The sequence below is a fragment of the Streptomyces sp. NPDC001604 genome (assembly GCF_042893475.1).
Lineage (GTDB): Bacteria > Actinomycetota > Actinomycetes > Streptomycetales > Streptomycetaceae > Streptomyces.
Map to the genome: position 1 here is coordinate 84443 of NZ_JBIAUY010000029.1, position 20136 is coordinate 104578.

Sequence of the window (20136 nt, forward strand, 5' to 3'; positions counted from 1 at the left end):
GTGCGGGGGGTTTTCGGCGATGGACGAGCGTGGTGCGGAGGTCCCCCGTGTGGATCTGTGCCGACGGCCACAGCGTTCGGGAGGCACGTGGGTCCATACTGAGCCATGACCAAGCCCGTGGCACCGAAGCGTCATCTGCCCACCAGCCCCTTCAAGGCCCCGGTCGCACCGGCCCCCAAGCACTTCGCGATGGGCGACCAAGTGACACACGATGTGTACGGCCTCGGCCGGGTGATCGGCGTCGAGGACGGGATCGCGGCGCTCGTCGATTTCGGTTCGACGCAGATGCGGATCTTGAGCCCGTACGCCAAGATGACCAAGCTGTAGCGCCGCCGTGCCCGGCCGCGGCACGCCAGGGCCCATCAGGGACCTGTAACGAAAGGCAGACCTGTCATCGACTCGACGTCGCTGTTCTCCGCCCCGCTGGAAGGGCGACCCCGCCGTTCCACGGCACCGTCGCCGCCTCCGACGACGACCCCCTTCCAGGCCCCGGACTTCGGAGAGGACGAGACCTTCTGGCCCGAGGACGCGCAGGAGCCCGTCCCGGACACCCGTGCCGCGCGATCCGAGGCTGCCTGAGAAAGCCGGGTCAAGGGCTGTATGAGCATGAGGAAGGCCCTCCGTGGAGATCACGGAGGGCCTTCCTCATGTGTGCCCGGGTGGGCTGCTTGCGGGTTACTTGCCGAAACTGACGGTGTTGTTGCAGCCCAGGCTCGAACCGACGTTGGTGTTCTGCGTGGCGGGTCGGCCGTCCGGGCCGAACGAGGCGGTCTCGCCCTGTACGTCGCTGTTGTCTTCGGTCACCGTGCAGGTGGTGCTCTGGTTGACACGGATCGTCTGGCTTGCGGGGCCGTGGTGCTCGCGCGAGTGACCCTGTCCGTGTTTGCTCCCGTGCCCGTCCCCGTGGGCGTACGCGGTGCCGGCGCCGAGGAAGCCGACGGTGCCGAGGAGGACTGCCACGACAACGGTCTTGCGAGGCTTGCGCATTTCTTCTCCGGGTGTTGAAACGGACGCGACCGAGATCCGCCACGTCTTAGGGTGACTGGAGGTTAATGCGCAAATTTCCTATATCTGCTCGTCGGCACGCCGGATCGTCCGATCAACGAGCGTCGGCGACGGGCCGGCTTCCGGCCCAAGTCCCCTGTACGGAAAGGCATCGCGAGGACGAAGCGGGCGTAGGCGCTCCGCGCGGAAACCACCCGTGCGGCGGTGTCGTGAGCGTGAGGCGGCCTGCGCCGTTCGGCTCCTCACGGCGACGGGTGCTCGTGGTGGTGGCCGACCGTGAAGAGAGGGTCGGGGCCAGGGCTCTCGAGTTCGTCGACCACGGCGACCGCCAGGTCCTCCGCGCTGATCCAGGACCGGCCGTCGGCACCGATGAGGAGGGTGTCGGTGCCGCGGTGGTAGCGGCCGGTGCGTACGCCCGGTTCGAGCAGGGCCGGTGGGCTCAGATAGACCTGATCGGCATGCATGTGGGGCCGGCAGGTGCGGAGTTGGGCGATTCCGGCGGTGGCGACGGCCTTGATCTCCGCGGGCACGTACGTCTCGTCGTCGGCGACGAGCAGGTGGCGGTCCTCGGGACTGCGCAGGGCTCCGGCGCCGCCGATCACGAGGACGCGGATGCCGAGGCCTGCGGCGATGTCCAGCACCGTACGCGTGGTGCCGACCAGGAACTCCTCGTCGACCGGCACGGTCCGCACGGTCAGCACCACGGCGTCCACGGCCCTGCGGGAGTGGGCACCGGCTGGCGGGTGCTGCCCGGGTCGCGCTTCGGGAGATCGCCGAGGAGACGTTCGTGGACTTCGTGAGCGGGACGCCCGCCCGGGCCCAGTCGGATCAGGCGTTCGCGGCCGCGGGCCTGGTGCGCGATGTCGCCTACGAGGCCGGTGTCGTGGAGCTGATCACCCGGCTGATCGCCCGCGGGCTCGGCATCGCGCTGCTGCCGTCGGCGTTCATCCGGCCGCGGGCCGCCGGCGATCCCGGACTGGCGCTGGTCCCGGTGGTCGACGGACCGCGCCGGACCGAGTATCTGGTGTGGAACCGGTTCAACCCCAGTCCGGCCACCCGGGCGATGCTCGGCGTCCTCGGGGTGCCGTCGACGGCGTGCTGACCCCGGTGTACTGGACCGCTACGGCCGGTAAGGTTTGCCGATCGGCTGCCAAAACCTCCCCAAGGTCGATGAAATCGCCTAAATTGCTCGGGGCGGATCCCCGAGCGGTGAGCGGAGGCGACAGTCGGGCGTGGTGAATGCCAGAGGCGCCGTGCGGCCGGAGCGGCAGCAGATGCGGATACGGCTGCTCGGCGCCGTGGACGAGGACCGGCGCGATGTCGAGGTGCTGCTGACCGCGCTGCAGCAGGCGGTGGCCGAGGTGCACGGCCTGGGCGGCATGGTGCATCTGCCGGGCGGCGGAATGAGCGGCGTCCTCTACCTGGTCGCCGACAGCGGGCTGCCGGAGTCGATGACCCGGCCCTGGCTGATCATCCCGGCCCGGGGCAAGGCGCCGCCCAGCAGGGCCGCCCGCAGTGACACCGTCGCCTGGCAGCCGGACCTGGCCCCGCCCGACCCGGTGCCCGGCCGGGACCCCGCCGCGCTGTGGCCTTCCGGGGTTCCCGTGGGCATCGGGCATCTGGCCGTCCCCGTTCCGGGCGCCGGCGGCAGGCGCGGAGCGCTTTCCGTGCTCTTCGCTCCGGGCACCGAGCCCGGCCCGGCGGAGCATGTGTTTCTGCACGAGGTGGCGGCCTGGATGTCCGGGAGGCTCAGGTCGTCCGGGATCCTGAATCCGTCCTGCACCCTGCTGCGCGCCCTGCAGCACGGGCCGGGGCCGCGGGACGCTCCGGCGGAGGAGGTGGAAGGGGCGCCGGCCCTCACGTACACCTGGGACCTGCGCACCGGCGAGCTGACCGCCGGCGGGCCCGTCGGCGAGGTGCTGCCCGGCATCGATCCGGAGATCATGACCGGCGGTATCGAGGCGTGGGCGGCGCTGATCCACCCGGACGACCTGCCGGCGGCGGTGGCCGGCTTCGACACGGGCATCCAGGAGCGCGGCGGCTTCCAGCACGAGTACCGGATCCGACGCCAGGACGGCACGTACATCTGGATCGAGGCCCGGGCCCGGACGATCACGGACGGGGCGGGGGTGCCGGTGAAGGTGACCGGCACCATCCGGGACAGCAGCGAGACGCACACGGCCGCCGAGTCGGTGGGGCGGGCGCTGCGGCACATGAGCGACGGCTTCGTCTCCCTGGACACGGACTGGCGCATCGAGTTCCTGAACCAGGCCGCCGAGCGGCTCTTCGGACCTGCGGGCGAGGTGGCCGGGGCGCTGCTCCGGGACGTTCCCGCGGTGCGTGCCGTGCCGGGTCTTGAGCAGCGGTGCCGGGCCATCGCGGCCGAGGGCCGGCCCGCCGGTTTCGACGTGCCGTGGCCGGACGGGACGTCCTGGTACCACCTGCGGCTGGTGCCGGTGCCGGAAGGCCTCACCCTCTACATCACCGACACCACCGAGCGGCATCTGCGGGAGGTCGAGCGGGCCGCCGCGGAACGGGCGGCGGCGGAACGGGCGGCCCTGGTGCAGCGGATCACCCGCGAGCTGGCCGAGGCCGTCACCGCCCAGGATGTGATGGCGGCGGTGGCCGACGGGGTGATGACCCCGCTCGGCGCCACCGGGCTGATCATGCTCGGCGTGGTCGACGACCGGCTGACCGTGGTCGGCTCCCGGGGATACCCGCAGCACTTCACCCGGGTGCTGGAAGGACAGTGGACGGTACGGGACACCACCAACCCGGTGGGCGACGCCCTGCACACCCGCACCCCCCTCCACATCGCTTCCCCGGAGGAGTTCCGAAAACGCTATCCGGGGGCCGAGGCCCTGATCCGGGAGGGCGGCGAGCAGGCGTGGGCCTTTCTGCCGCTCGCGGTGTCGGGGCGCGGGATCGGCGCGGCGGTGATCTGCTTCGACCGGCCGCGGGCACTGGACGACGACGAACGGACGCTGCTGACCGCCCTCAGCGGACTGATCGCACAGGCCCTGGAGCGGGCGGGGCTCTACGACGAGGCGACGACCCGGGCCCGTACCCTCCAGCGCAGCCTGCTGCCACAGGCGCTGCCCGAACTGCCCGAGGTGACGGTGGCCGCGCGCTACCACCCGGCCAAGCAGGGGGCCGACGTCGGCGGCGACTGGTACGACGTGATCCCGCTCTCCGCGGCCCGGGTGGCGCTCGTCATCGGCGACGTCATGGGCCACGGCATGGCCGAGGCCGCCACCATGGGCGGGCTGCGCACGGCCGTGCGCACCCTCTCGGAGCTGGAGCTGCCGCCCGACGAGATCCTCGGTCACCTCAACGACATCGTCGGTGAACCGGGCACCGACGCCTTCGCCACCTGCCTGTACGGCATCTACGACCCGGTGACCCGGCAGCTGTCGTACGCCAGCGCCGGTCAGCCGCCCCCGGCCGTGGCCCGGCCCGACGGCACGGTGACCTTCCTGCCCATGACGCCGGATCCGCCGCTGGGTGTGGCCACTCCCCCGTTCGAGACCCTGGAGGCCGAGCTGCCCGCCGAGAGCCTGCTCGCCCTCTACAGCGACGGACTCGTGGAGAGCAAGGACAGGGACGTCACCACCGGCATGAACCGCCTCGCCGAGCTGCTCTTCGAGTCCGTGAACGCCGGGCCGGGCGCACCCGCGGACGGGTTGGACGGCCTCTGCGCCGCCATCACCTCCGCTCTGCTGCCCGCCCACCGCGCGCTGACCGACGACGCCGCGCTGCTGCTGGCCCGCACCCACCCGCTCGCCGCGGAGAACGTCGCCGAGTGGCCGTTGCCGGAGGACCCGGTGGCGGCGGGCCGGGCCCGTGAGCTGGTCCGCGCCCAGCTCGCCGACTGGGACCTGGCCGACGAGGACCTGGTCATGACCACCGAGCTGCTGGTCAGCGAGCTGGTCGGGAACGTGATCCGGCACGCCTGCGGTCCCGTCCGGCTGCGTATGCTCCGCAGCCGGGCACTGATCTGCGAGGTCTCCGACGGCAGCCTGACCACACCGCACATCCGGCACACCTCCGCCACCGACGAGGACGGCCGCGGCCTGCAGCTCGTCTCCGCCCTCTGCCGGCGCTGGGGCACCCGCCACACCCGCACCGGCAAGTCCATCTGGACCGAACAGGCCCTGCCCGCCGGTTCGGTCGACGTCTGACCTCGCGAGCGGGTCCGTCCGGTCAGGTCAGGTCAGCGGGTCGAGGAACGTCAGTACGGAGGCGTCCTCCTCGATCAGCGGAGCGAGAGCGGCGTTGAAGGGGGCGCCGTACGGCTGCTTCAGATGCGCCTGGAAGGCGTCCTCGTCGCGGTACACCTCGAAGATCCAGAAGGCGCGCGGGCTGGAGGCCTTGGTGTATGCGTCGAAGGCGAGGTTGCCTTCCTCCTCGCGGACCTTCTCGGCGTACTCCCGCAGCAGACGGGCGACTTCGTCCTCCGTTCCCTCGCGGGCGGTGAACTCGGCGAACAGGGTCTTGGTCACAGCGGTTCCTCTCCTTGCGTTGTCGGGAATGTCCGGTGGGTGGTCAGGGTTGCGCCAGCTCGCTCTGCCACGGCGGGTTGGGCCCGGCGACCGCGCAGGTCAGGGCCGCGATCCGGGTGGCGAACACACAGGCTTCGGCGACGGCGGCGAGGTCCAGCTCCTTGAGCCGGCCACCGAGGAATCCGCGGGCGCCGAGGTGGTGCAGCAGGCCGGCCGTGAAGGAGTCCCCGGCGCCGACCGTGTCGACCACCCGGGTGGCGACCGCTGGGACCTGGATCCGTTCGCCGTCGAGGGAGGCCAGGGCCCCTTCGGCGCCGCGCGTGATCACGACGAGCCGCGCTCCGGCGGTGTGCCAGATGTCGCAGGCCTTCTCCGGAGGCGTGTCCGGCAGCAGGAGTGCCAGGTCGTCCTCGCTCAGCCGCAGTACGTCGGCGAGGCCGCACCAGTGCTCCAGCCGGGAGCGGTAGACCTCGGGACGCACCAGCAGCGGCCGTACGTTGGGGTCGATGCTGATGGTGGTGCGGGGCGCGGCGGCCGCCAGGAAGTCCTCCACCACGGCGGCGCCGGGCTCGCGTACCAGCGCCAGGGAACCGGTGTGCAGACAGGCGGTTTCGGCCAGGTCCACCGCTGCCAGTTCCGCTGGTGTCCACTGCCAGTCGGCGGTGTTCTGGGCGTGGAAGGAGAACGCGGCCTGCCCCAGGGCGTCCAGTTCCGCGACCGCCAGGGTGCTGGGTTCGGCGGCCTCGACGGCGTGGGACAGGTCCACTCCGGAGGCCTCCAGACGCTCCCGGAAGAGCCGGCCGAACACATCGCCGGAGAGCCGGGCGAGGAAGCGGGCCGGGGTGCCCAGTCGGGCCAGCGCCACGGCCGTGTTCGCAGGTCCGCCGCCTGGCAGCACCCGCAGGGCGAGCTCGTGCGGGGCGCTCGCCGGTTCGGTGAAGGCGTCCGCGACGCACTCTCCCAGGACGGTGATCTGACGCGGGCTCATGGGCTGGCCTTCTTTCCGGCTGCTTTCCGGCTGGATTCCTGCTGCGTTCCGGCTGCGGACCTGCAGCGGGGGAACGTTGCCGATTTGTGACGAGTGCAAGGCATTGACGTTGCCGCGAGCCGGAGTCCATCATCCTCGCCAGGCGGTGTCAACGATGACATAAGTCAACGATGACACCGCGGGCAGTCCGCTCCGATCAGACCGCCGCTCGCCGTCCCGCATCCCGCAGGAGTCGTTCATGTCTCGCACCACTCGCCTGTCCCCCTCCCTCCTCAGGGCCGCCGCGGTCACGGGCGTCGCGGCCCTCGCTCTCACCGCCTGCGGATCCGGCTCCGGATCGAGCTCCACCAGCGCCGGCTCGGGCAGCATCAAGGTCGGCCTGATCACCAAGACCGACACCAACCCGTTCTTCGTGAAGATGAAGGAAGGCGCGGAGAAGGCCGCCAAGGCGGACGGCGCCCAACTGATGACCGCCGCGGGCAAGTTCGACGGTGACAACGCCGGACAGGTCACCGCCATCGAGAACATGGTCGCCGCCGGGGTGAAGGGCATCCTGATCACCCCGAGCGACTCCAAGGCGATCGTGCCCGCGGTCCAGAAGGCCCGCGCCAAGGGTGTCCTGGTCATCGCCCTGGACACCCCGACCGAGCCGCAGAGCGCGGTCGACGCCCTCTTCGCCACCAACAACCTCGACGCGGGCAAGCTCATCGGCCAGTACGCGAAGGCCGCCATGAAGGGCAAGACGGCGAAGATAGCCACCCTCGACCTCGCGCCGGGCGTCTCCGTCGGCGTCCTGCGTCACAACGGTTTCCTGCAGGGCTTCGGCGCCACCGACAAGGACGTCGCCTGTGCCCAGGACACCGGCGGCGACCAGGCCAAGGGCCAGACCGCCATGGAGAACTGCCTCCAGAAGAACCCGGACATCAACCTCGTCTACACGATCAACGAGCCGGCCGCGCTGGGCGCGTACACCGCGCTGAAGGCCAAGGGCCGCGAGAAGGACGTCCTGATCGTCTCCGTCGACGGCGGCTGCACCGGCACCCAGGCGGTCAAGGACGGCAAGATCGCCGCGACCTCGCAGCAGTACCCGCTGAAGATGGCCGCGGAGGGCGTCAAGGCCGTCGTCTCCTACGCCAAGAACGGCAAGAAGGCGTCCGGTTACACCGACACCGGCGTCAACCTGATCACCGACAAGGCCCAGCCGGGCGTCACCTCCAAGGACACCGCGTTCGGCCTGCAGAACTGCTGGGGCTAAGCCCCCCGGGCCCGCGACAACTTCCCTTCCCCCTCGGCGGGGCGGCCGGCTCCTCCTCCCCGCCCGGGACGGCCGCCCCCTCGTCCTCCAGTCCTCCTGCCAGGAACGTGCCGGGCGGACAAGGACTTCTGTCTTCCGACAAGGACTTCGCATGACTGCCACGACCACGCCCCCGGGCACGTCCTCGCCGTATGCCGACCTCAAAGCGCCGACCACGCTCCGCAGACTGCTCACGGCACCGACCACCGGTCCCCTGGTCGCGCTGCTCCTGGCCTGCACCTTCTTCTCGATCTCGACCGACCAGTTCCTCACCGGCGGTAACTTCTCGCTGATCGTGCAGCAGGTCATGGTCGTGGGCACCCTCGCCATCGGCCAGACCCTGATCATCCTCACCGCGGGCATCGACCTGTCGTGCGGTGCAGTGATGGCCTTCGGCAGCATCGTGATCGCCAAGATGGCTGCGGGCGGCACCCTGCCCCCGCTCGTCGCGATCGCCCTGGGCATCGCCGTGTGCGCCGGATTCGGCCTGCTCAACGGGTTGTTGGTGCAGAAGATCCCGCTGCCGCCGTTCATCGTCACGCTCGGCATGCTCAACGTGGCGTTCGCGCTGACCCACATCTACTCCAACGAGCAGACCATCACCAGCCTGCCCGGCCCGCTGACGGCTCTCGGGCAGACCTTCCCGCTCGGCCACACCGACATCACCTACGGCTCCCTGGTCACCATCGCCCTGTTCCTGCTGCTCGCCTACGCGCTGAGCAACACCAGTTGGGGCCGGCACGTCTACGCCCTGGGCAACAGCCAGGAGGCCGCACGTCTGAACGGCATCCGCACCTCCCGCCTGACCATCGGCATCTACGCGGTCGCGGGTCTGCTCTACGGCATCGCCGCCCTGCTGCTCATCTCCCGCACCGGAGTCGGCGACCCGCAGGCCGGTCAGACCGACAACCTCGACAGCATCACCGCGGTGGTGCTCGGCGGCACCAGCCTCTTCGGCGGACGCGGTTCGGTCCTGGGCACCTTCATCGGCGTGCTCATCGTCGGTGTGTTCCGCAACGGCCTGCAGCTGATGGGCGTCGCCTCCATCTACCAGACCCTGATCACCGGTGTGCTGGTGATCCTCGCGGTGACCGTCGACCAGATCTCCCGGAAGAAGGCCCGATGACCGCCACCTCCTCCCCCACGCCCGTGCTGCAGGCCCGCGGTCTGGTCAAGCGCTACGGCCATGTCACCGCCATCGACGGCGCGGACTTCGACCTGCTGCCCGGCGAGGTGCTCGCCGTCATCGGCGACAACGGCGCCGGCAAGACCAGCCTGATCAAGGCGCTCACCGGCGCGCTGGTCCCCGACGCGGGCGAGATACGCCTCAACGGAAAGCCCATCACCTTCTCCGGTCCGCAGAGCGCACGCGCCCACGGCATCGAGACCGTCTACCAGGACCTCGCCGTGGCCGCCTCCATGGACATCGCCTCGAACATGTTCCTCGGGCGCGAGCTGCGCCGTCCCGGTGTCCTCGGCAGTGTCTTCCGCATGCTCGACAAGAAGCGCATGCGCGAGGAGGCCTCCGAGCACATGGCCGACCTGAAGATCGGCCTGCGCTCGCTCACGCAGTCGGTGGAGACCCTCTCCGGCGGACAGCGGCAGGCCGTCGCGGTCGCCCGGTCCGTCGCCTGGGCCGGCAGCGTCGTCGTCATGGACGAACCGACCGCCGCCCTCGGCGTCAAGGAGTCGGGACAGGTCCTGGACCTGATCCGGCGCGTCCGCGACAAGGGCCTGCCGGTGGTTCTGATCAGCCACAACATGCCGCATGTCTTCGAGATCGCCGACCGGATCCACGTCCACCGGCTGGGCAAGCGGGCTGCGGTGATCAAGCCGTCCGACTACTCCATGGCGGAGGTCGTCGCCATCATGACCGGCGCGCTCACCGTCGATGCGGCCGGAGGTACCGTCGTAGCGGATTCCGAGGCCGCGAAGGCGGCCGGAGTTCAGGCCAACTGACCACACGACCCAGCTCCCGCATGTTCCGGCCGAGGCCGCGGCCGGAAACCGGGGGCTGACAGGAGACGTTCCTCCATGGCTGCGAGCCGCCGTCCCACCCTGGCCGACGTCGCCCGGGAAGTAGGTGTCAGTGCCAAGACGGTTTCCCGGGTCCTCAACGAGGACGGCCCCGTCTCGCCCCGGACCAGGGAACAGGTCCTCGCCGCCGTCGCCAAGCTCGGCTTCCAGCCGAACCTCATGGCCCGCAACATCCGCGTCGGCGGCCCGGACACCACCATCGGCCTGGTCATCCCCGACCTCGCGAACCCCTTCTTCGGAGCCGTGGCCCGCGCCATAGAGGACACGGTCGGCGAACGCGGGCTCACGCTGCTCATGGGCTCCTCCGCGGACGACCCCGACCGGGAACGGGCCCTGACGGACAAGTTCCTGGCCCGGCGCGTGAGCATCCTGATGATCGTGCCGTCCGTGGGCGCCGACCACTCCCACCTCAAGAGCCACCGCGCGGCGGGACTGCCCGTGGTCTTCCTCGACCGTCCGGGCGTCGGCCTGTCCACGGACAGCATCGTCAGCTCCAACCGTGCGGGCACCCATGACGGTGTCGCCCATCTGATCGCCCACGGCCACCGCCGTATCGGCTTCATCGGCGACCTGCCCGTGAAGCTGTACACCCGCCGCGAGCGTCTGGCCGGATACCGTACGGCCCTCCAGGAGGCCGGTCTCGCCTACGACCGCTCGCTGGTCACCAACGCCCACGACCAGCCGGCGGCCGCGACGGCGTCCGCCCAGCTGCTCGCCCTGTCCGATCCGCCCACGGCCCTGTTCGCCGGCAACAACATGGTCGCGCTCGGCATGGTCGCCGAGCTCGCCCGCAGCAAGCGGAAGGATGTCGCCGTCGTCGCGTTCGACGACGTACCGCTCGCCGAGGCGCTCGAACCGGCCCTGACCGTGGTGGCCCAGGACCCGGAGGAGATCGGCAGGTCCGCTGCGGCGACCGCGCTGGCGCGGCTCGACGGTGACCGGTCGCGGGCGCGGACGATCACCGTGCCTACGCGGTTGATCGTCCGGGGCTCCGGCGAGCGGACTGCACCTGCGGTGCGGGACGCTTGACCGCGGGCTCTGCGGGTGGGGCTGTTTGTCGTCTGCGGCGCCGTTGTGGCTGGTCGCGCAGTTCCCCGCGCCCCTATAGGGGCGCTCAGGAACCGTGCGCTTCACAGCAGCCGTCCCGCCGCATCAACCGTCCCAGCCCCAGCCAGTCCTCCTCCGCCGCCCTCGTGTGTGCCGCCGACGGCTCGAAGGCGGCGATCAACTCCGCAGTTGTGTACGGCACTCCGCCCCTGAGCACCGAGACCGTGCGGACAAGGGTGGCGAAGTCCGTGAACGGGTCGCCGTCGACGACCGTCAGGTCGGCGAGCTTGCCCTGCTCGACCGTGCCGAGGTCGCCGTCGACGCCGAAGAGGCGGGCGGGGAGGGCCGTGGCGGTGCGCAGGGCCTGGGCCGGGGTGAGGCCGCCCCGGTGCAGGGCGCGCAGGCCGAGGTGGAGGGAGAGGCCGACCGGGACGAGCGGCTGGTCCGTGCCGAGGGCGACCAGGCCACCGGCGGCCAGGATGCGCCGGTAGATGTCGGTCTCCGTGCGGAGGGTGGCGAGTTGGGCCGGAGTGGGCGGGACGCCCACCGACTGGCGGACGGCGGCCGTGTCCCACGGGGGCATCACCACCGTGACCCGCGGGTCGTCGGCGAGGGCGGGGTCCGCGCCGAGGAGGGGTGCGGAGGTGAAGGGGGTGGCGATCATGGAGAAGTGCGCCGCGGGGGCGGTGTAGATCTCCGTGACGTCCTGGTAGGCGCGGCCTCGTGCCGTGATGGCGTGCCCGAACTCGGCGCGTTGCGTGGCCTGCAGATGGGTCGTCAGGTCCTGGCCGAGTTGTACGCCCGGTGAGAGCAGGTGGCCCCCGGTGCGTACGCCGAGGCGTTGGTGGGCGAAGCGGGCCGCCTCCTCCATGATCCAGCCGGGCGCCCGGACATATGTCTTGACGAAGTCCCAGTCCAGGTCGGCGCCCCGTTCCAGGGAGCGGCGCAGGCCCTCCCGGGTCCGGTGGGCGCGGCCCATGCTGTAGGCGACGCGAGCACCGTCGAGGAGTTCGCCGGTGGTCAGCAGCCGCGGCCCGGCGAGCTGTCCGGTGGCCACTGCCTCGCGGATGCGGGCCTGCTCGTAGGCGAAGCCGCCGAGCGAGACGGCGGTGGTGATGCCGTAGGTGAGCTGGCCGGCGGTCTGGCGGCCGCCGTAGGTGGTCTGCCAGGGGTGGGTGTGGGTGTCCCACAGGCCGGGGACCACGGTGCGCGCGGAGGCGTCGACGCGACGGAGGGCGGCCGTACGCCCGGACGACCGGTGGGGTTCCACCGCGGTGATGCGTCCGGCCCGTACGACGATGTCGGCGTCGTCGAGGGTCGTCTCACCCGTGCCGTCCCAAAGGCGTCCGGCGTGCACCACCACGTCCGCGGGGGTGGGTCTGGGGGCGTCGAGGGGGACGCGGACGGTGCGGGCGGGGCCGCCGTCGACGGCGATCAGCCGGAGCCGGCCGCCGGACAGGTACAGCAGCGTCGTCGAGTCGCCGGACCAGGACGGATGGTCGGCCGGTTCGGTGGTCAGGGTGCGCAGCTCGCCGGCCGGGGTGCCGTCGGGGGTGACGGGCAGCAGACAGAGCGCCGACTCGACGATCACCGCCATCCAGCGGCCGTCGGGCGACCAGACGGGCCCGGAGTCGTACCGGTCGGAGATCGAGGTGTGGGGCGCCACCGTGTGCAGCCGGTCGGTGCCCGTGGTGGTGTCGACGATCCGGACGAGGTTGTAGCCCTCCCGGAAGCGGGAGTTGAGGCGGTTGCGGTCGCAGAGGGCGAGCCGGCGGCCGTCGGGCGACCAGCTGGGGCGGCCGGGCAGTCCGCCGCCGCCGAGGGGGGTGGCGAGGACGCGTTCCTCGCCGGAGGCCAGGTCGCGGACGAGGAGCCGGCCGGTCAGGTCGAGGCAGGCGAGCCGCTGCCCGTCCGGGGAGAGCGCCGGGTGGACCCGGCCGCCGGTCGCGAGCGCGGTCTCCTCGCCGGTGGCGAGATCGTGACGGTACACACCGAGGAGGCCGTCGCGGTCGTCGGCGTAGAGGAGCGACCGGCCGTCGGGAGCCCAGGTGGGCGCGAGCAGATACCGGGTGCGGGACGCGGTACGCAGTCGCCGGGGCGGAAGCCCGCCCGAACTGCCTGCCAGCCAGAGCGAGTTGAGCGCCGCGAAGGCGATCTGTCGGCCGTCGGGCGACAGCGCGGGCAGATGGATGCCACGCACCGGTCGGGCCCGGCCCGGCTCCCCGAGGTCGTACTCCTTGGTCCGGTACCGCGGCCGCCGCACGGGGAGCACCCCCTCGAAGGGGATGGTCCGGGGCTGCTCCGGCTTCTCCGGTCGTACGAGGGTGAAGGCGCCGTCGAGCGTCAGCAGCAGCTCTCCCGCCGCCGTCCAGCGCGGGGGCACCGGAGCGATGTCCCCCGTCACCGGGACGGTCTGGCCGTCCACGACCAGCGTGCAGGAGCCGTTCGGGGCGGCCGTGGTGCGCAGATGGGCCAGCCGGCCGTCGGCGGCCAGGGCCGGGGTCATGACCTGCGCGGCCTCGGTCTCGGTGTGGCGCACGACGACCTGTCCGGTGCCGTCGGCGGGGACGGCGGCGATCGTACGGGCCTCCACGGTCAGGCCCAGGGCGGTGGTGACCGTCTTCGCACGGACGAACAGAATGCGGGTGCCGTCGGGCGACCAGGTGGGGTCGAAGTCCTCCCACGCGCCGTCCTGCAAGGGGCCGTCCTGGCCGGTCAGGCCGGTGACTCGGGTGATACGGCCGGTGCGCAGCTCAAGCACGTGGATGCGGTACGGGCTTCCGCTCGCGGCGCCTTCGGGGTCGCCGCCGCGTTCGGAGGCGAAGGCGAGCCGGGTGCCGTCGGGCGACCAGGCCGGGCCGCGGTCGTCCCAGGGGCCGTCGGTGCGCCGACGCAGCTCGGAGCCGTCGGGGCGCACGGTCCAGAGGTGGAAGCCGCCGCCACGGTAGGCGCAGAAGGCGACGAGGGTGCCGTCCGGGGAGTGGGTGGGGCGGTTGGGTTCGAGGTCGGCCGAGGTGAGGGGGTAGGCCTTGCCTCCCGCGCGTGGCAGCGACCAGAGGGTGCCCTGCACTTCGGCGATCAGGCGGTCGCCGGCCGGGGCGAGGGTGGCGGAGCCGTTGGTTGCCTGAGTGAAGGACAGGGAGGGGATGCCGGTGCGGGGGCGTGCGACCGCCGCCGGGGCTACGCCGACCAGCGGCACGGCGCTTGCGGCGGCGAGGAGTTGACGACGGGTCGGACGGAAGGAGGAGGCGGCGGAGGTCTCGGAGGTCCGGTCACAGTCCATGGCAGCAACACTGCTGCACCGGCAGCCTCGGGCTCAACGCTGTCCCCGGCCATCACTCTGTCGTGCCGCGGCGCGCGGCCATGGTCGCGTGTCAGCGCGGTGCGTCTCGGCAATTGGGGTGCGTAGTTGCACACCATGGACGGGTTCACGTACACGGCGTATGCCCTGAGCGACCTGGCAGGTGGGACCCGGCAGGACGAGCGGTTCGCCGACTTGCGGCGGATCGTTGACGCCCAACTCCACGGTCGACAACCGCTTTAGGAGTTCGATCCATCCCCGGTGCGTTGGAGTCTATCCGCATACCCTGAGGCCATGGGCGACCGCCAACCGCTACAGCTGTGCGTAGTCGTTGATGTCAGCGTTGGATGTCATTGAATCAGCTCTGGCCCTGAGCAGAACCGCTGAGTCGGGGTGTGAACGGATGCGTCGTGGAGGGTGGTGTACCGCAACCACGCAGTCAGTTGTAGTCGGGGTCTCGTGCCCATCGGCTTGAACTAAAGCAGGCTGCCAACCAGGTGGCCTCGTCGTCATCGAGGATGACATCTCCCACTGTCGGAACGTTGGCGAAGGTCCGCATCCATTCAGGCAGCTCGTCAAGCTTGTATCCGGCAGTGAGTCCCCCAGAGAAGCGCAGCATGTCTGGTCTGATGCATTGGGGATCCCAGTCCAGGTCACTGTGAAGCAGGGTGGCGAAGTCCTCACCTCTTCGCTGCCAGAAGATCAGATCTTCGCCGTGGACATTGATGAAGTGCAAGACGAGATCAGCCGTCCCGAACTCCACGCCGGCCATCTCACCTAGCTCTGTAAGCAGGGCTCGGTTGCCGCGATAGCGGCCCACGTAATGACGCACCCGGGAGACGAAATCGGGCAGCGAGGCATCGTTCAGCAGCGCCTCGGAGGGTACCCGGATGGTCTTCAGCGCCACGCGCTCTCGACGCGCCTGCAGCAACTGAGCTGTCGCGTTTGCCCAGTACAACTCTTCGCCGCCTGGGTCGTAAACCACACAAATAACCGGGACATTTCCATTGGCCCACGTCTCGGAGTGCTGCGCGACAGGCACGCCGTAGCCGTACGAGCGACGCCAGGACTTGCCGCCCTTCACCTGTACCTTGACTACGTCACCGGTGGTTTGTCCGTCATCGGTGAAGGTGACGTACAGGTCCTCACCGAAGTCGTTCTGTCCATCGACCTCCTGAACGATGTGATCATGCCGCTCCAGTAGCGCTCGGAGACAGTTAACTGCCGCTCGTCCGGTCCGTCGACTGCGCGGTACCCCCGCCATATGCCCTCCCCTGCAGCCCTTCGACTGGAAGGAGAACTGTAGGAGAGGGCAGTGACAACTGCTTGCCCCTCTGGTCCATAGTTCTACAGAGATCGGTCAGAGAACCTTCGAGGTCCGCGGTCAAGGGGGTGGACACAAGGGCCCCAGGCAGCCACCTCGGGACTATGTTGCAGGCCGCAGACCCCACCCCCCTCACCACCTGGCCAACACGCTTTCCAACTGTGGGGGTGGAGTGGTGGGCGGCGTTCGGGGGCGTTCACCTGGGTTCATGCGTGGCCGATCGTCCGGGCTGGGACGACTCCAGGTCCCGCCTGAACGGCCGTGAACGGCGCTGAATGAGACGGAAACTGAGACGGCCCGCGACACCGGGCCTCACTCGAGGATCTCGAAGCGCTCTCGAACCTGGTCGTCCAACTTGCCTTTGTCTAGATCGCTCAGCGCAACTGCGTATCCGGCCATGACCGCCTCGTGTATGACGTCGTGGAGGTCTGCCGGGATCGTGTCGAAGACGCCAGAGCAGATGTTCGCGGCTGCGTCATGTGCGGCTCGGTGGTGCGTTTCGTGGATGCCGGCGCCCAAGCTGTTGACGAGGCCGTGTAGTTCTTTCTTGTGGTCATCGCTCACGCCGCCGTCACTACCCGCGTGCCAGGGGCGAGAACCACGCTTCCGTAGGCCTCGGCCGACGACAGGCAGTCACGGTGGCGCGTCAGCCAACCGACACGGTGCGCGTGTGCCTCGCCGCACCACCACCGGCCTCAACCACGCTGCCGGTGCTGTTGACCGGAACAAGCCGCGACGGCAGACCCTTGGGGAGAACTCCGAGGCGGCTTGGCTCCCAAAGGTTAGGTTAGGGCAACTGCGAGCGCAGGGGCCGGTGCCACCGGTGCGGCTTTGGTCTATCACTCAGTCGCCGAGGTGAGTTTTCTTCGGATTCGTTGAATTTCACCCTCTCTTTGATTTTTCATAAAGTTCCCTCAGGTCGCGACGGTAGGGGAATTCATTCCGGATTTCATAAATGAATCGACTTAAGCCATCTTCGACATATCCGCTTTTAAGATCTCCCACCACCTCTTCCCAGAAAATGCGCGAACGAGAGCAGGTTCCTCCATTTCTCGTCGGGAGGCGCCCATCCGGGAATCCCAAAGATTTCAAGGTAACTCGACCCAGTTTCTTGAGACCCAGGACTTCGTCAAGTACCGAGACCAGTGACTCGGTGTCTTCCTGACTCCAGTTGGGCGGAACAGATGGGATCCTTCCAGTTTCATGCTGGGAAACAGCCGTTTCCCGTAGCCGAATTAGGCGGGCGCGCTCCGAACCTTGAACACCGAGCACATCCATAATTCTTTTCAAGGTTCTTAGTGAAGGTGGTCCGGCATCGGGTTTTCCGAAAGCCTTTTGGATGGTTACCCGAGATAGCTTGGTGCGCGTGGCAAGTCGATCCTTAGTCAAGCCTGAACGCTCTAGGGCCTTCTCAAGGAGGGCGCGCAGTAGTTGTAGCGCTGCCGCTGGACTCGGTTGATTGTTCATGGACATGGGCTCCGGATGCTTCTTCGTGTTCAGCGATGTTTACTTTGTTCAGCTTTGTTAATTGGCGTAGACCGGCGAGGGTCCAGTTCGCAATGCTGGCTGCAAGGCGGAATCAACGCATCGAAAGGGACCGTAGCCATGTCCGACCGCATCATTTTGATCATTCTTGCCTATGGCTTTGTAGTGATCGTCGCCACTTTGGTCGCGGTGGGTGCCGCCTATCTGGCCCGCCTCGACAGTGCCAGCTATCCCGCCGCACTGAATCGTGCTGCGATCGCTTTTGCGGCCAGCCTCACTCTCGCCGCTACTCTTCTTTCTGTGGTCCACTAACCGGGGGGGCGGCCTATTGAGCCTTATGGAGCCGAGCGCCGCCGCATATTCCTAGCGAGTGCTACATCGCGTCTAGCTCGGAGCTAGAATCCCACTGTTTGCTGATCATTTTCACCTTCAAGTGGACTGTTCACCTTAATGGGTGAAGGGCTGGCCAGGTGTTGTATGAGATTTGTGGGATGATCCTGAAGCGGATGCCCTCCTTATGGAAGGCACTTCTCATCAGGCTTCTATCGACGAGGTTGGTGGAGTCTTAATGAGCTCTTTCAGCGATGCCGCTCCAGGGTGAGGACGGCCTTGGCGATTGACGTCATGCGGTTGGGGCTCCATCGGGCTCTGCGGAAGATTCGCCAGGATTTGAGGCGGGCGATTCCTCGTTCGACGGGTGCGCGGGCGGCGGACAAGGCTCGGTTGGCCGTCTGATCGGTCGGGGTGAGTTCGCCCTGGGGTGGCCGGCGTTTGGGGGTGGTGACCCACTCGCCCGCGCCGATGTAGGCCATGTCAGCGAGGACAGGGACGCCCTGGCGCTCGCAGATCCTGATGATTTTGTGGGTGCGGGCGGCGGTCAGGTCGTGGGTTCGGCCGGGCAGGGCGGGTGAGAGCCACAGTGTGCAACCGGCCGGGTCCGTGATGACCTGCACGTTCACGCCGTGCCGCTTGTGCTTCGTCGAATAGTCTGCGCGCCCGTCGCCGACCCGGTCGCACTCGGCGAGCGTGCCGTCCACGAGGACGTAGTCGGGGTCTGTCTCGCGCAGGACCTTCAGCAGGCCCGGCGCCATGTCGGCCAGGTGCTCGACGACGCTGGTGACGTACGCGTGGGTGGTGCCGACGGAGATACGGAATCCTGCGGCGAGCTGAGCCAGGGGGTCGTGCCGGCGCAGGTATGCCAGAGCGATCACCGCACGCTCGGACGGCCGGAGTTTGCAGCGGCGGTCACCCTCACGGGTGACGATCAGCATCGTCACCCACTCCACGAGTGCGTGCGGCAGGTCGAGTGCGGCAGGATACGGGACCAACAGGGTTCCTGAGCTGAAGAGTTGAGACCTAGACACCTCTCTCAACGGCACGGGGACCCTGTCCGTTGCTTACGGTCCCGCCGTCACCCGTCCGGGGGCCACCCTGAAAACCCTCAATGACCGAGTCAACCCGTCGGGGTGCCAGTCCCTTCCTCCCATGCCCACTCGTGACGGCAGTCGGTGCAGGTGAGGTGCGTGGGCAGTGACTCTGAGGTGCTGTGTGTGATGCGGAAGAGGTCGTCCTCGTCGGTGGTGGTGGGCACGATCACGATGAGGACGCGGTCGGTTGCTGCTCCGCAGCGGGGACACTGCGTGGGCGGATGAGTGCGCGGCCGCATGCATCATCTCCTCAGTCGGTTGATCGTCAAGGTAGCCAACCCCGGTGTGCACCGCCGGTGATCGGGAGGGCCGAGGGCTTCGTGCTCGGTCAGGCTGCTGCGCTCGTCGCTGTCCCTGCTGGTGGCGTGGTGGTGAAGGGGCGGTTGTCGCGGAGCAGGACCCAAAGTACGTCGACGCGGCGGCGGGCGAGGGCGATGACGGCAGGTATGTGCTTGTGGCCCTGAGCTCGTTTCTTGAGGTAGTAGGCCCGGTTGGGTCCGTCGCGAATGATGCTGGTCTGCGCGGAGAGGTAGAACACTCGGCGCAGGCGACGGCTGTAGCGCTGGGGTCGGCGGAGGTTGCCGGTGCGGCGTCCGGAGTCTTTGGCGACGGGGACCAGGCCGGCAGCGGAGGCCAGGTGACCGGCGTCGGGGTAAGCGACCAGGTCACCTGCCGCGACGAGGAACTCGGCGCCCAGTATGGGGCCGATCCCCGGCATTGACTCGATGACCGCGGCCTGTGGATGGGTGCGGAAGGCGTCGCTGATCTGCCGGTCGAGCCGCTTGAGCCGTTCGTCCAGGGCCAGCACTTGCCCTGCGAGATCGGCGGTGATGCCCGCGGCCGTGTCCTGCCCGGGCAACTGGACGTGCTGGGCATGCGCGGCAGGGCGTGCGGTGGCAGCGACCGTTTCGGGGTGGCGCACGCCTCGGGCGGCGAGCCAGCGGGTCAGGCGGGCCTGACCGCAGCGGCGTAGGGCAGCGGGGGTCTGGTAGCCGGTGAGCAGGACCAGGGCGCCCTTGTGGTCGGCGTAGTCGAATGCCGCTTCCAAGGCAGGACTGATGCCGGTGAGCACGTCGTGGAGGAGGTTGAGCAGCCGGACCCGGTCGGCGATCAAATCGGAGCGGTGGGTCGTGAGCAGAGCCAGGTCAGCAACCAGGTCCGTGGGCACCTCGACGGGGGCGAAGTCCCGCCGCAGACGGGCTGTCTCGGCGATGACGTAGGCGTCACGGGCATCTGTCTTGGCCTCGCCCCGGTAGGCGCCGGCCATGCGGTTGACCGTTCGACCCGGCACGTAGACGACTCGTTGGCCGTGGTCGGCGAGCAGGGCCAACAACAGGGCAGGCGCGGTGCCGGTGAGATCCACAGCCCAGCGGACCTCACCGGCCAACGCAAGGACCTCGCTGAGGCCGGCGAGGATGCCGCCCTCATCGTTGCTGACCTTCCTGCTCCAGACGGTGGTGCCTGTGTCGTCGATGGCGACCCACCAGTGGTGGGCCTTGCTGGCATCGATACCGACCCATAAACAGGGCACCTGTGTGGTCATGTGCGTCTCCTCGGCCTCGGACAGCGTGCCGTTCCGGTCCGAGGACACCCCGCCGTCAGCTCCGTAAACAGCGACCGATTCGCACATCTACTGACCTTGTTGGGGTGATGTCGTGAGGGTCGACACGTTGTGGTTGGCGCAGTAGGCCGGTCACATGAGGTATCCGCAAGGGGGAGGGCTGAC

18 protein-coding genes and 1 pseudogene are annotated in these 20136 nt (G+C 69.1%); 8 read left to right on the forward strand and 11 right to left on the reverse strand.

Going from position 1 to position 20136, the window contains the following annotated elements; translation table 11 throughout:
• The first annotated feature begins 105 nt into the window (after positions 1–105).
• Entirely contained in the window at positions 106–327 is a 222-nt protein-coding gene (locus ACFY1E_RS45495; RefSeq protein ID WP_389087849.1) for a hypothetical protein, read from the forward strand.
• A 348-nt stretch (positions 328–675) separates the two neighbouring features.
• Here ACFY1E_RS45495 and ACFY1E_RS45500 read toward each other — a convergent pair whose 3' ends face one another.
• Together ACFY1E_RS45500 and ACFY1E_RS45505 are read right to left on the reverse strand one after the other, a co-directional pair.
• The gene (locus tag ACFY1E_RS45500) at positions 676–987 is read right to left on the reverse strand and encodes a hypothetical protein (RefSeq protein WP_389087851.1); all 312 of its coding nucleotides are present in this window, start codon (positions 985–987) and stop codon (positions 676–678) included.
• Positions 988–1247: 260 nt separating this feature from the next.
• Positions 1248–1718, reverse strand: coding sequence for an NAD(P)-dependent oxidoreductase (locus tag ACFY1E_RS45505; RefSeq protein WP_389087854.1), 471 nt, complete (start codon positions 1716–1718; stop codon positions 1248–1250).
• Between the two features lie 11 nt (positions 1719–1729).
• On the opposite strand from ACFY1E_RS45505, the pseudogene ACFY1E_RS45510 reads away from it, so the two are divergent.
• Both ACFY1E_RS45510 and ACFY1E_RS45515 read left to right on the forward strand, forming a co-directional pair.
• Positions 1730–2107: pseudogene (locus tag ACFY1E_RS45510) on the forward strand (LysR substrate-binding domain-containing protein); the annotation flags it as partial.
• Positions 2108–2237: 130 nt separating this feature from the next.
• Positions 2238–5186, forward strand: coding sequence for a SpoIIE family protein phosphatase (locus tag ACFY1E_RS45515; RefSeq protein ID WP_389087856.1), 2949 nt, complete (start codon positions 2238–2240; stop codon positions 5184–5186).
• Between the two features lie 27 nt (positions 5187–5213).
• Here the strand turns inward: ACFY1E_RS45515 and ACFY1E_RS45520 are convergent, their stop codons facing one another.
• Together ACFY1E_RS45520 and ACFY1E_RS45525 are read right to left on the reverse strand one after the other, a co-directional pair.
• Positions 5214–5507 (reverse strand): putative quinol monooxygenase, encoded by a 294-nt coding sequence (locus ACFY1E_RS45520; RefSeq protein WP_389087858.1) that lies wholly within the window; start codon positions 5505–5507, stop codon positions 5214–5216.
• 43 nt (positions 5508–5550) lie between these two features.
• Positions 5551–6495, reverse strand: coding sequence for a carbohydrate kinase (locus tag ACFY1E_RS45525; protein ID WP_389087860.1), 945 nt, complete (start codon positions 6493–6495; stop codon positions 5551–5553).
• 238 nt (positions 6496–6733) lie between these two features.
• Between ACFY1E_RS45525 and ACFY1E_RS45530 the strand changes: the two genes are divergently transcribed.
• The 4 genes from ACFY1E_RS45530 to ACFY1E_RS45545 all read left to right on the forward strand — a co-directional run bounded on the left by ACFY1E_RS45530 (position 6734) and on the right by ACFY1E_RS45545 (position 10855).
• Complete coding sequence (locus ACFY1E_RS45530) at positions 6734–7750, forward strand: sugar ABC transporter substrate-binding protein (RefSeq protein ID WP_389087862.1); 1017 nt, start codon at positions 6734–6736, stop codon at positions 7748–7750.
• 151 nt (positions 7751–7901) lie between these two features.
• The gene (locus tag ACFY1E_RS45535) at positions 7902–8915 is read left to right on the forward strand and encodes an ABC transporter permease (protein ID WP_389087864.1); all 1014 of its coding nucleotides are present in this window, start codon (positions 7902–7904) and stop codon (positions 8913–8915) included.
• The gene (locus ACFY1E_RS45540; RefSeq protein WP_351474094.1) at positions 8912–9748 is read left to right on the forward strand and encodes an ATP-binding cassette domain-containing protein; all 837 of its coding nucleotides are present in this window, start codon (positions 8912–8914) and stop codon (positions 9746–9748) included. Before ACFY1E_RS45535 ends, ACFY1E_RS45540 begins: the two co-directional genes overlap by 4 nt.
• A gap of 75 nt (positions 9749–9823) precedes the next feature.
• Positions 9824–10855, forward strand: coding sequence for a LacI family DNA-binding transcriptional regulator (locus ACFY1E_RS45545; RefSeq protein WP_389087867.1), 1032 nt, complete (start codon positions 9824–9826; stop codon positions 10853–10855).
• 85 nt (positions 10856–10940) lie between these two features.
• Here the strand turns inward: ACFY1E_RS45545 and ACFY1E_RS45550 are convergent, their stop codons facing one another.
• The 4 genes from ACFY1E_RS45550 to ACFY1E_RS45565 form a co-directional block, all read right to left on the reverse strand.
• Entirely contained in the window at positions 10941–14156 is a 3216-nt protein-coding gene (locus ACFY1E_RS45550; RefSeq protein WP_389087870.1) for an amidohydrolase family protein, read from the reverse strand.
• Between the two features lie 457 nt (positions 14157–14613).
• Positions 14614–15438, reverse strand: coding sequence for a DUF4365 domain-containing protein (locus ACFY1E_RS45555; RefSeq protein WP_389087872.1), 825 nt, complete (start codon positions 15436–15438; stop codon positions 14614–14616).
• 372 nt (positions 15439–15810) lie between these two features.
• The gene (locus tag ACFY1E_RS45560; protein ID WP_389087874.1) at positions 15811–16062 is read right to left on the reverse strand and encodes a hypothetical protein; all 252 of its coding nucleotides are present in this window, start codon (positions 16060–16062) and stop codon (positions 15811–15813) included.
• 318 nt (positions 16063–16380) lie between these two features.
• Positions 16381–16971 carry a helix-turn-helix domain-containing protein gene (locus tag ACFY1E_RS45565; protein ID WP_389087876.1) on the reverse strand — a complete coding sequence of 197 codons (591 nt, stop codon included), beginning with the start codon at positions 16969–16971 and terminating at the stop codon, positions 16381–16383.
• A gap of 132 nt (positions 16972–17103) precedes the next feature.
• Here ACFY1E_RS45565 and ACFY1E_RS45570 point away from each other — a divergent pair, with 132 nt between their 5' ends.
• A complete protein-coding gene (locus ACFY1E_RS45570) occupies positions 17104–17295 on the forward strand; it encodes a hypothetical protein (protein WP_389087879.1) in 192 nt (63 codons plus the stop codon).
• Positions 17296–17561: 266 nt separating this feature from the next.
• Here the strand turns inward: ACFY1E_RS45570 and ACFY1E_RS45575 are convergent, their stop codons facing one another.
• From ACFY1E_RS45575 to ACFY1E_RS45585, 3 genes are all read right to left on the reverse strand, one after another.
• On the reverse strand, positions 17562–18311 hold the full coding sequence (locus ACFY1E_RS45575) for a transposase family protein (RefSeq protein WP_389087882.1): 750 nt from the start codon (positions 18309–18311) through the stop codon (positions 17562–17564).
• A gap of 125 nt (positions 18312–18436) precedes the next feature.
• The gene (locus ACFY1E_RS45580) at positions 18437–18649 is read right to left on the reverse strand and encodes a hypothetical protein (RefSeq protein WP_389087884.1); all 213 of its coding nucleotides are present in this window, start codon (positions 18647–18649) and stop codon (positions 18437–18439) included.
• Between the two features lie 89 nt (positions 18650–18738).
• Positions 18739–19953 carry an IS110 family transposase gene (locus ACFY1E_RS45585; protein WP_389087887.1) on the reverse strand — a complete coding sequence of 405 codons (1215 nt, stop codon included), beginning with the start codon at positions 19951–19953 and terminating at the stop codon, positions 18739–18741.
• Positions 19954–20136 lie beyond the last annotated feature (183 nt).

What these genes read in the sequence shown, in the direction of transcription:
- ACFY1E_RS45495 (WP_389087849.1), top strand. Translation starts at nt 106, where the DNA reads ATGACCAAGCCCGTGGCACCGAAGCGTCATCTGCCCACCAGCCCCTTC.
- ACFY1E_RS45500 (WP_389087851.1), bottom strand. Translation starts at nt 987, where the DNA reads ATGCGCAAGCCTCGCAAGACCGTTGTCGTGGCAGTCCTCCTCGGCACC.
- ACFY1E_RS45525 (WP_389087860.1), bottom strand. Translation starts at nt 6,495, where the DNA reads ATGAGCCCGCGTCAGATCACCGTCCTGGGAGAGTGCGTCGCGGACGCC.
- ACFY1E_RS45530 (WP_389087862.1), top strand. Translation starts at nt 6,734, where the DNA reads ATGTCTCGCACCACTCGCCTGTCCCCCTCCCTCCTCAGGGCCGCCGCG.
- ACFY1E_RS45535 (WP_389087864.1), top strand. Translation starts at nt 7,902, where the DNA reads ATGACTGCCACGACCACGCCCCCGGGCACGTCCTCGCCGTATGCCGAC.
- ACFY1E_RS45540 (WP_351474094.1), top strand. Translation starts at nt 8,912, where the DNA reads ATGACCGCCACCTCCTCCCCCACGCCCGTGCTGCAGGCCCGCGGTCTG.
- ACFY1E_RS45545 (WP_389087867.1), top strand. Translation starts at nt 9,824, where the DNA reads ATGGCTGCGAGCCGCCGTCCCACCCTGGCCGACGTCGCCCGGGAAGTA.
- ACFY1E_RS45550 (WP_389087870.1), bottom strand. Translation starts at nt 14,156, where the DNA reads ATGGACTGTGACCGGACCTCCGAGACCTCCGCCGCCTCCTCCTTCCGT.
- ACFY1E_RS45555 (WP_389087872.1), bottom strand. Translation starts at nt 15,438, where the DNA reads ATGGCGGGGGTACCGCGCAGTCGACGGACCGGACGAGCGGCAGTTAAC.
- ACFY1E_RS45565 (WP_389087876.1), bottom strand. Translation starts at nt 16,971, where the DNA reads ATGTCCATGAACAATCAACCGAGTCCAGCGGCAGCGCTACAACTACTG.
- ACFY1E_RS45570 (WP_389087879.1), top strand. Translation starts at nt 17,104, where the DNA reads ATGTCCGACCGCATCATTTTGATCATTCTTGCCTATGGCTTTGTAGTG.
- ACFY1E_RS45580 (WP_389087884.1), bottom strand. Translation starts at nt 18,649, where the DNA reads ATGCGGCCGCGCACTCATCCGCCCACGCAGTGTCCCCGCTGCGGAGCA.
- ACFY1E_RS45585 (WP_389087887.1), bottom strand. Translation starts at nt 19,953, where the DNA reads ATGACCACACAGGTGCCCTGTTTATGGGTCGGTATCGATGCCAGCAAG.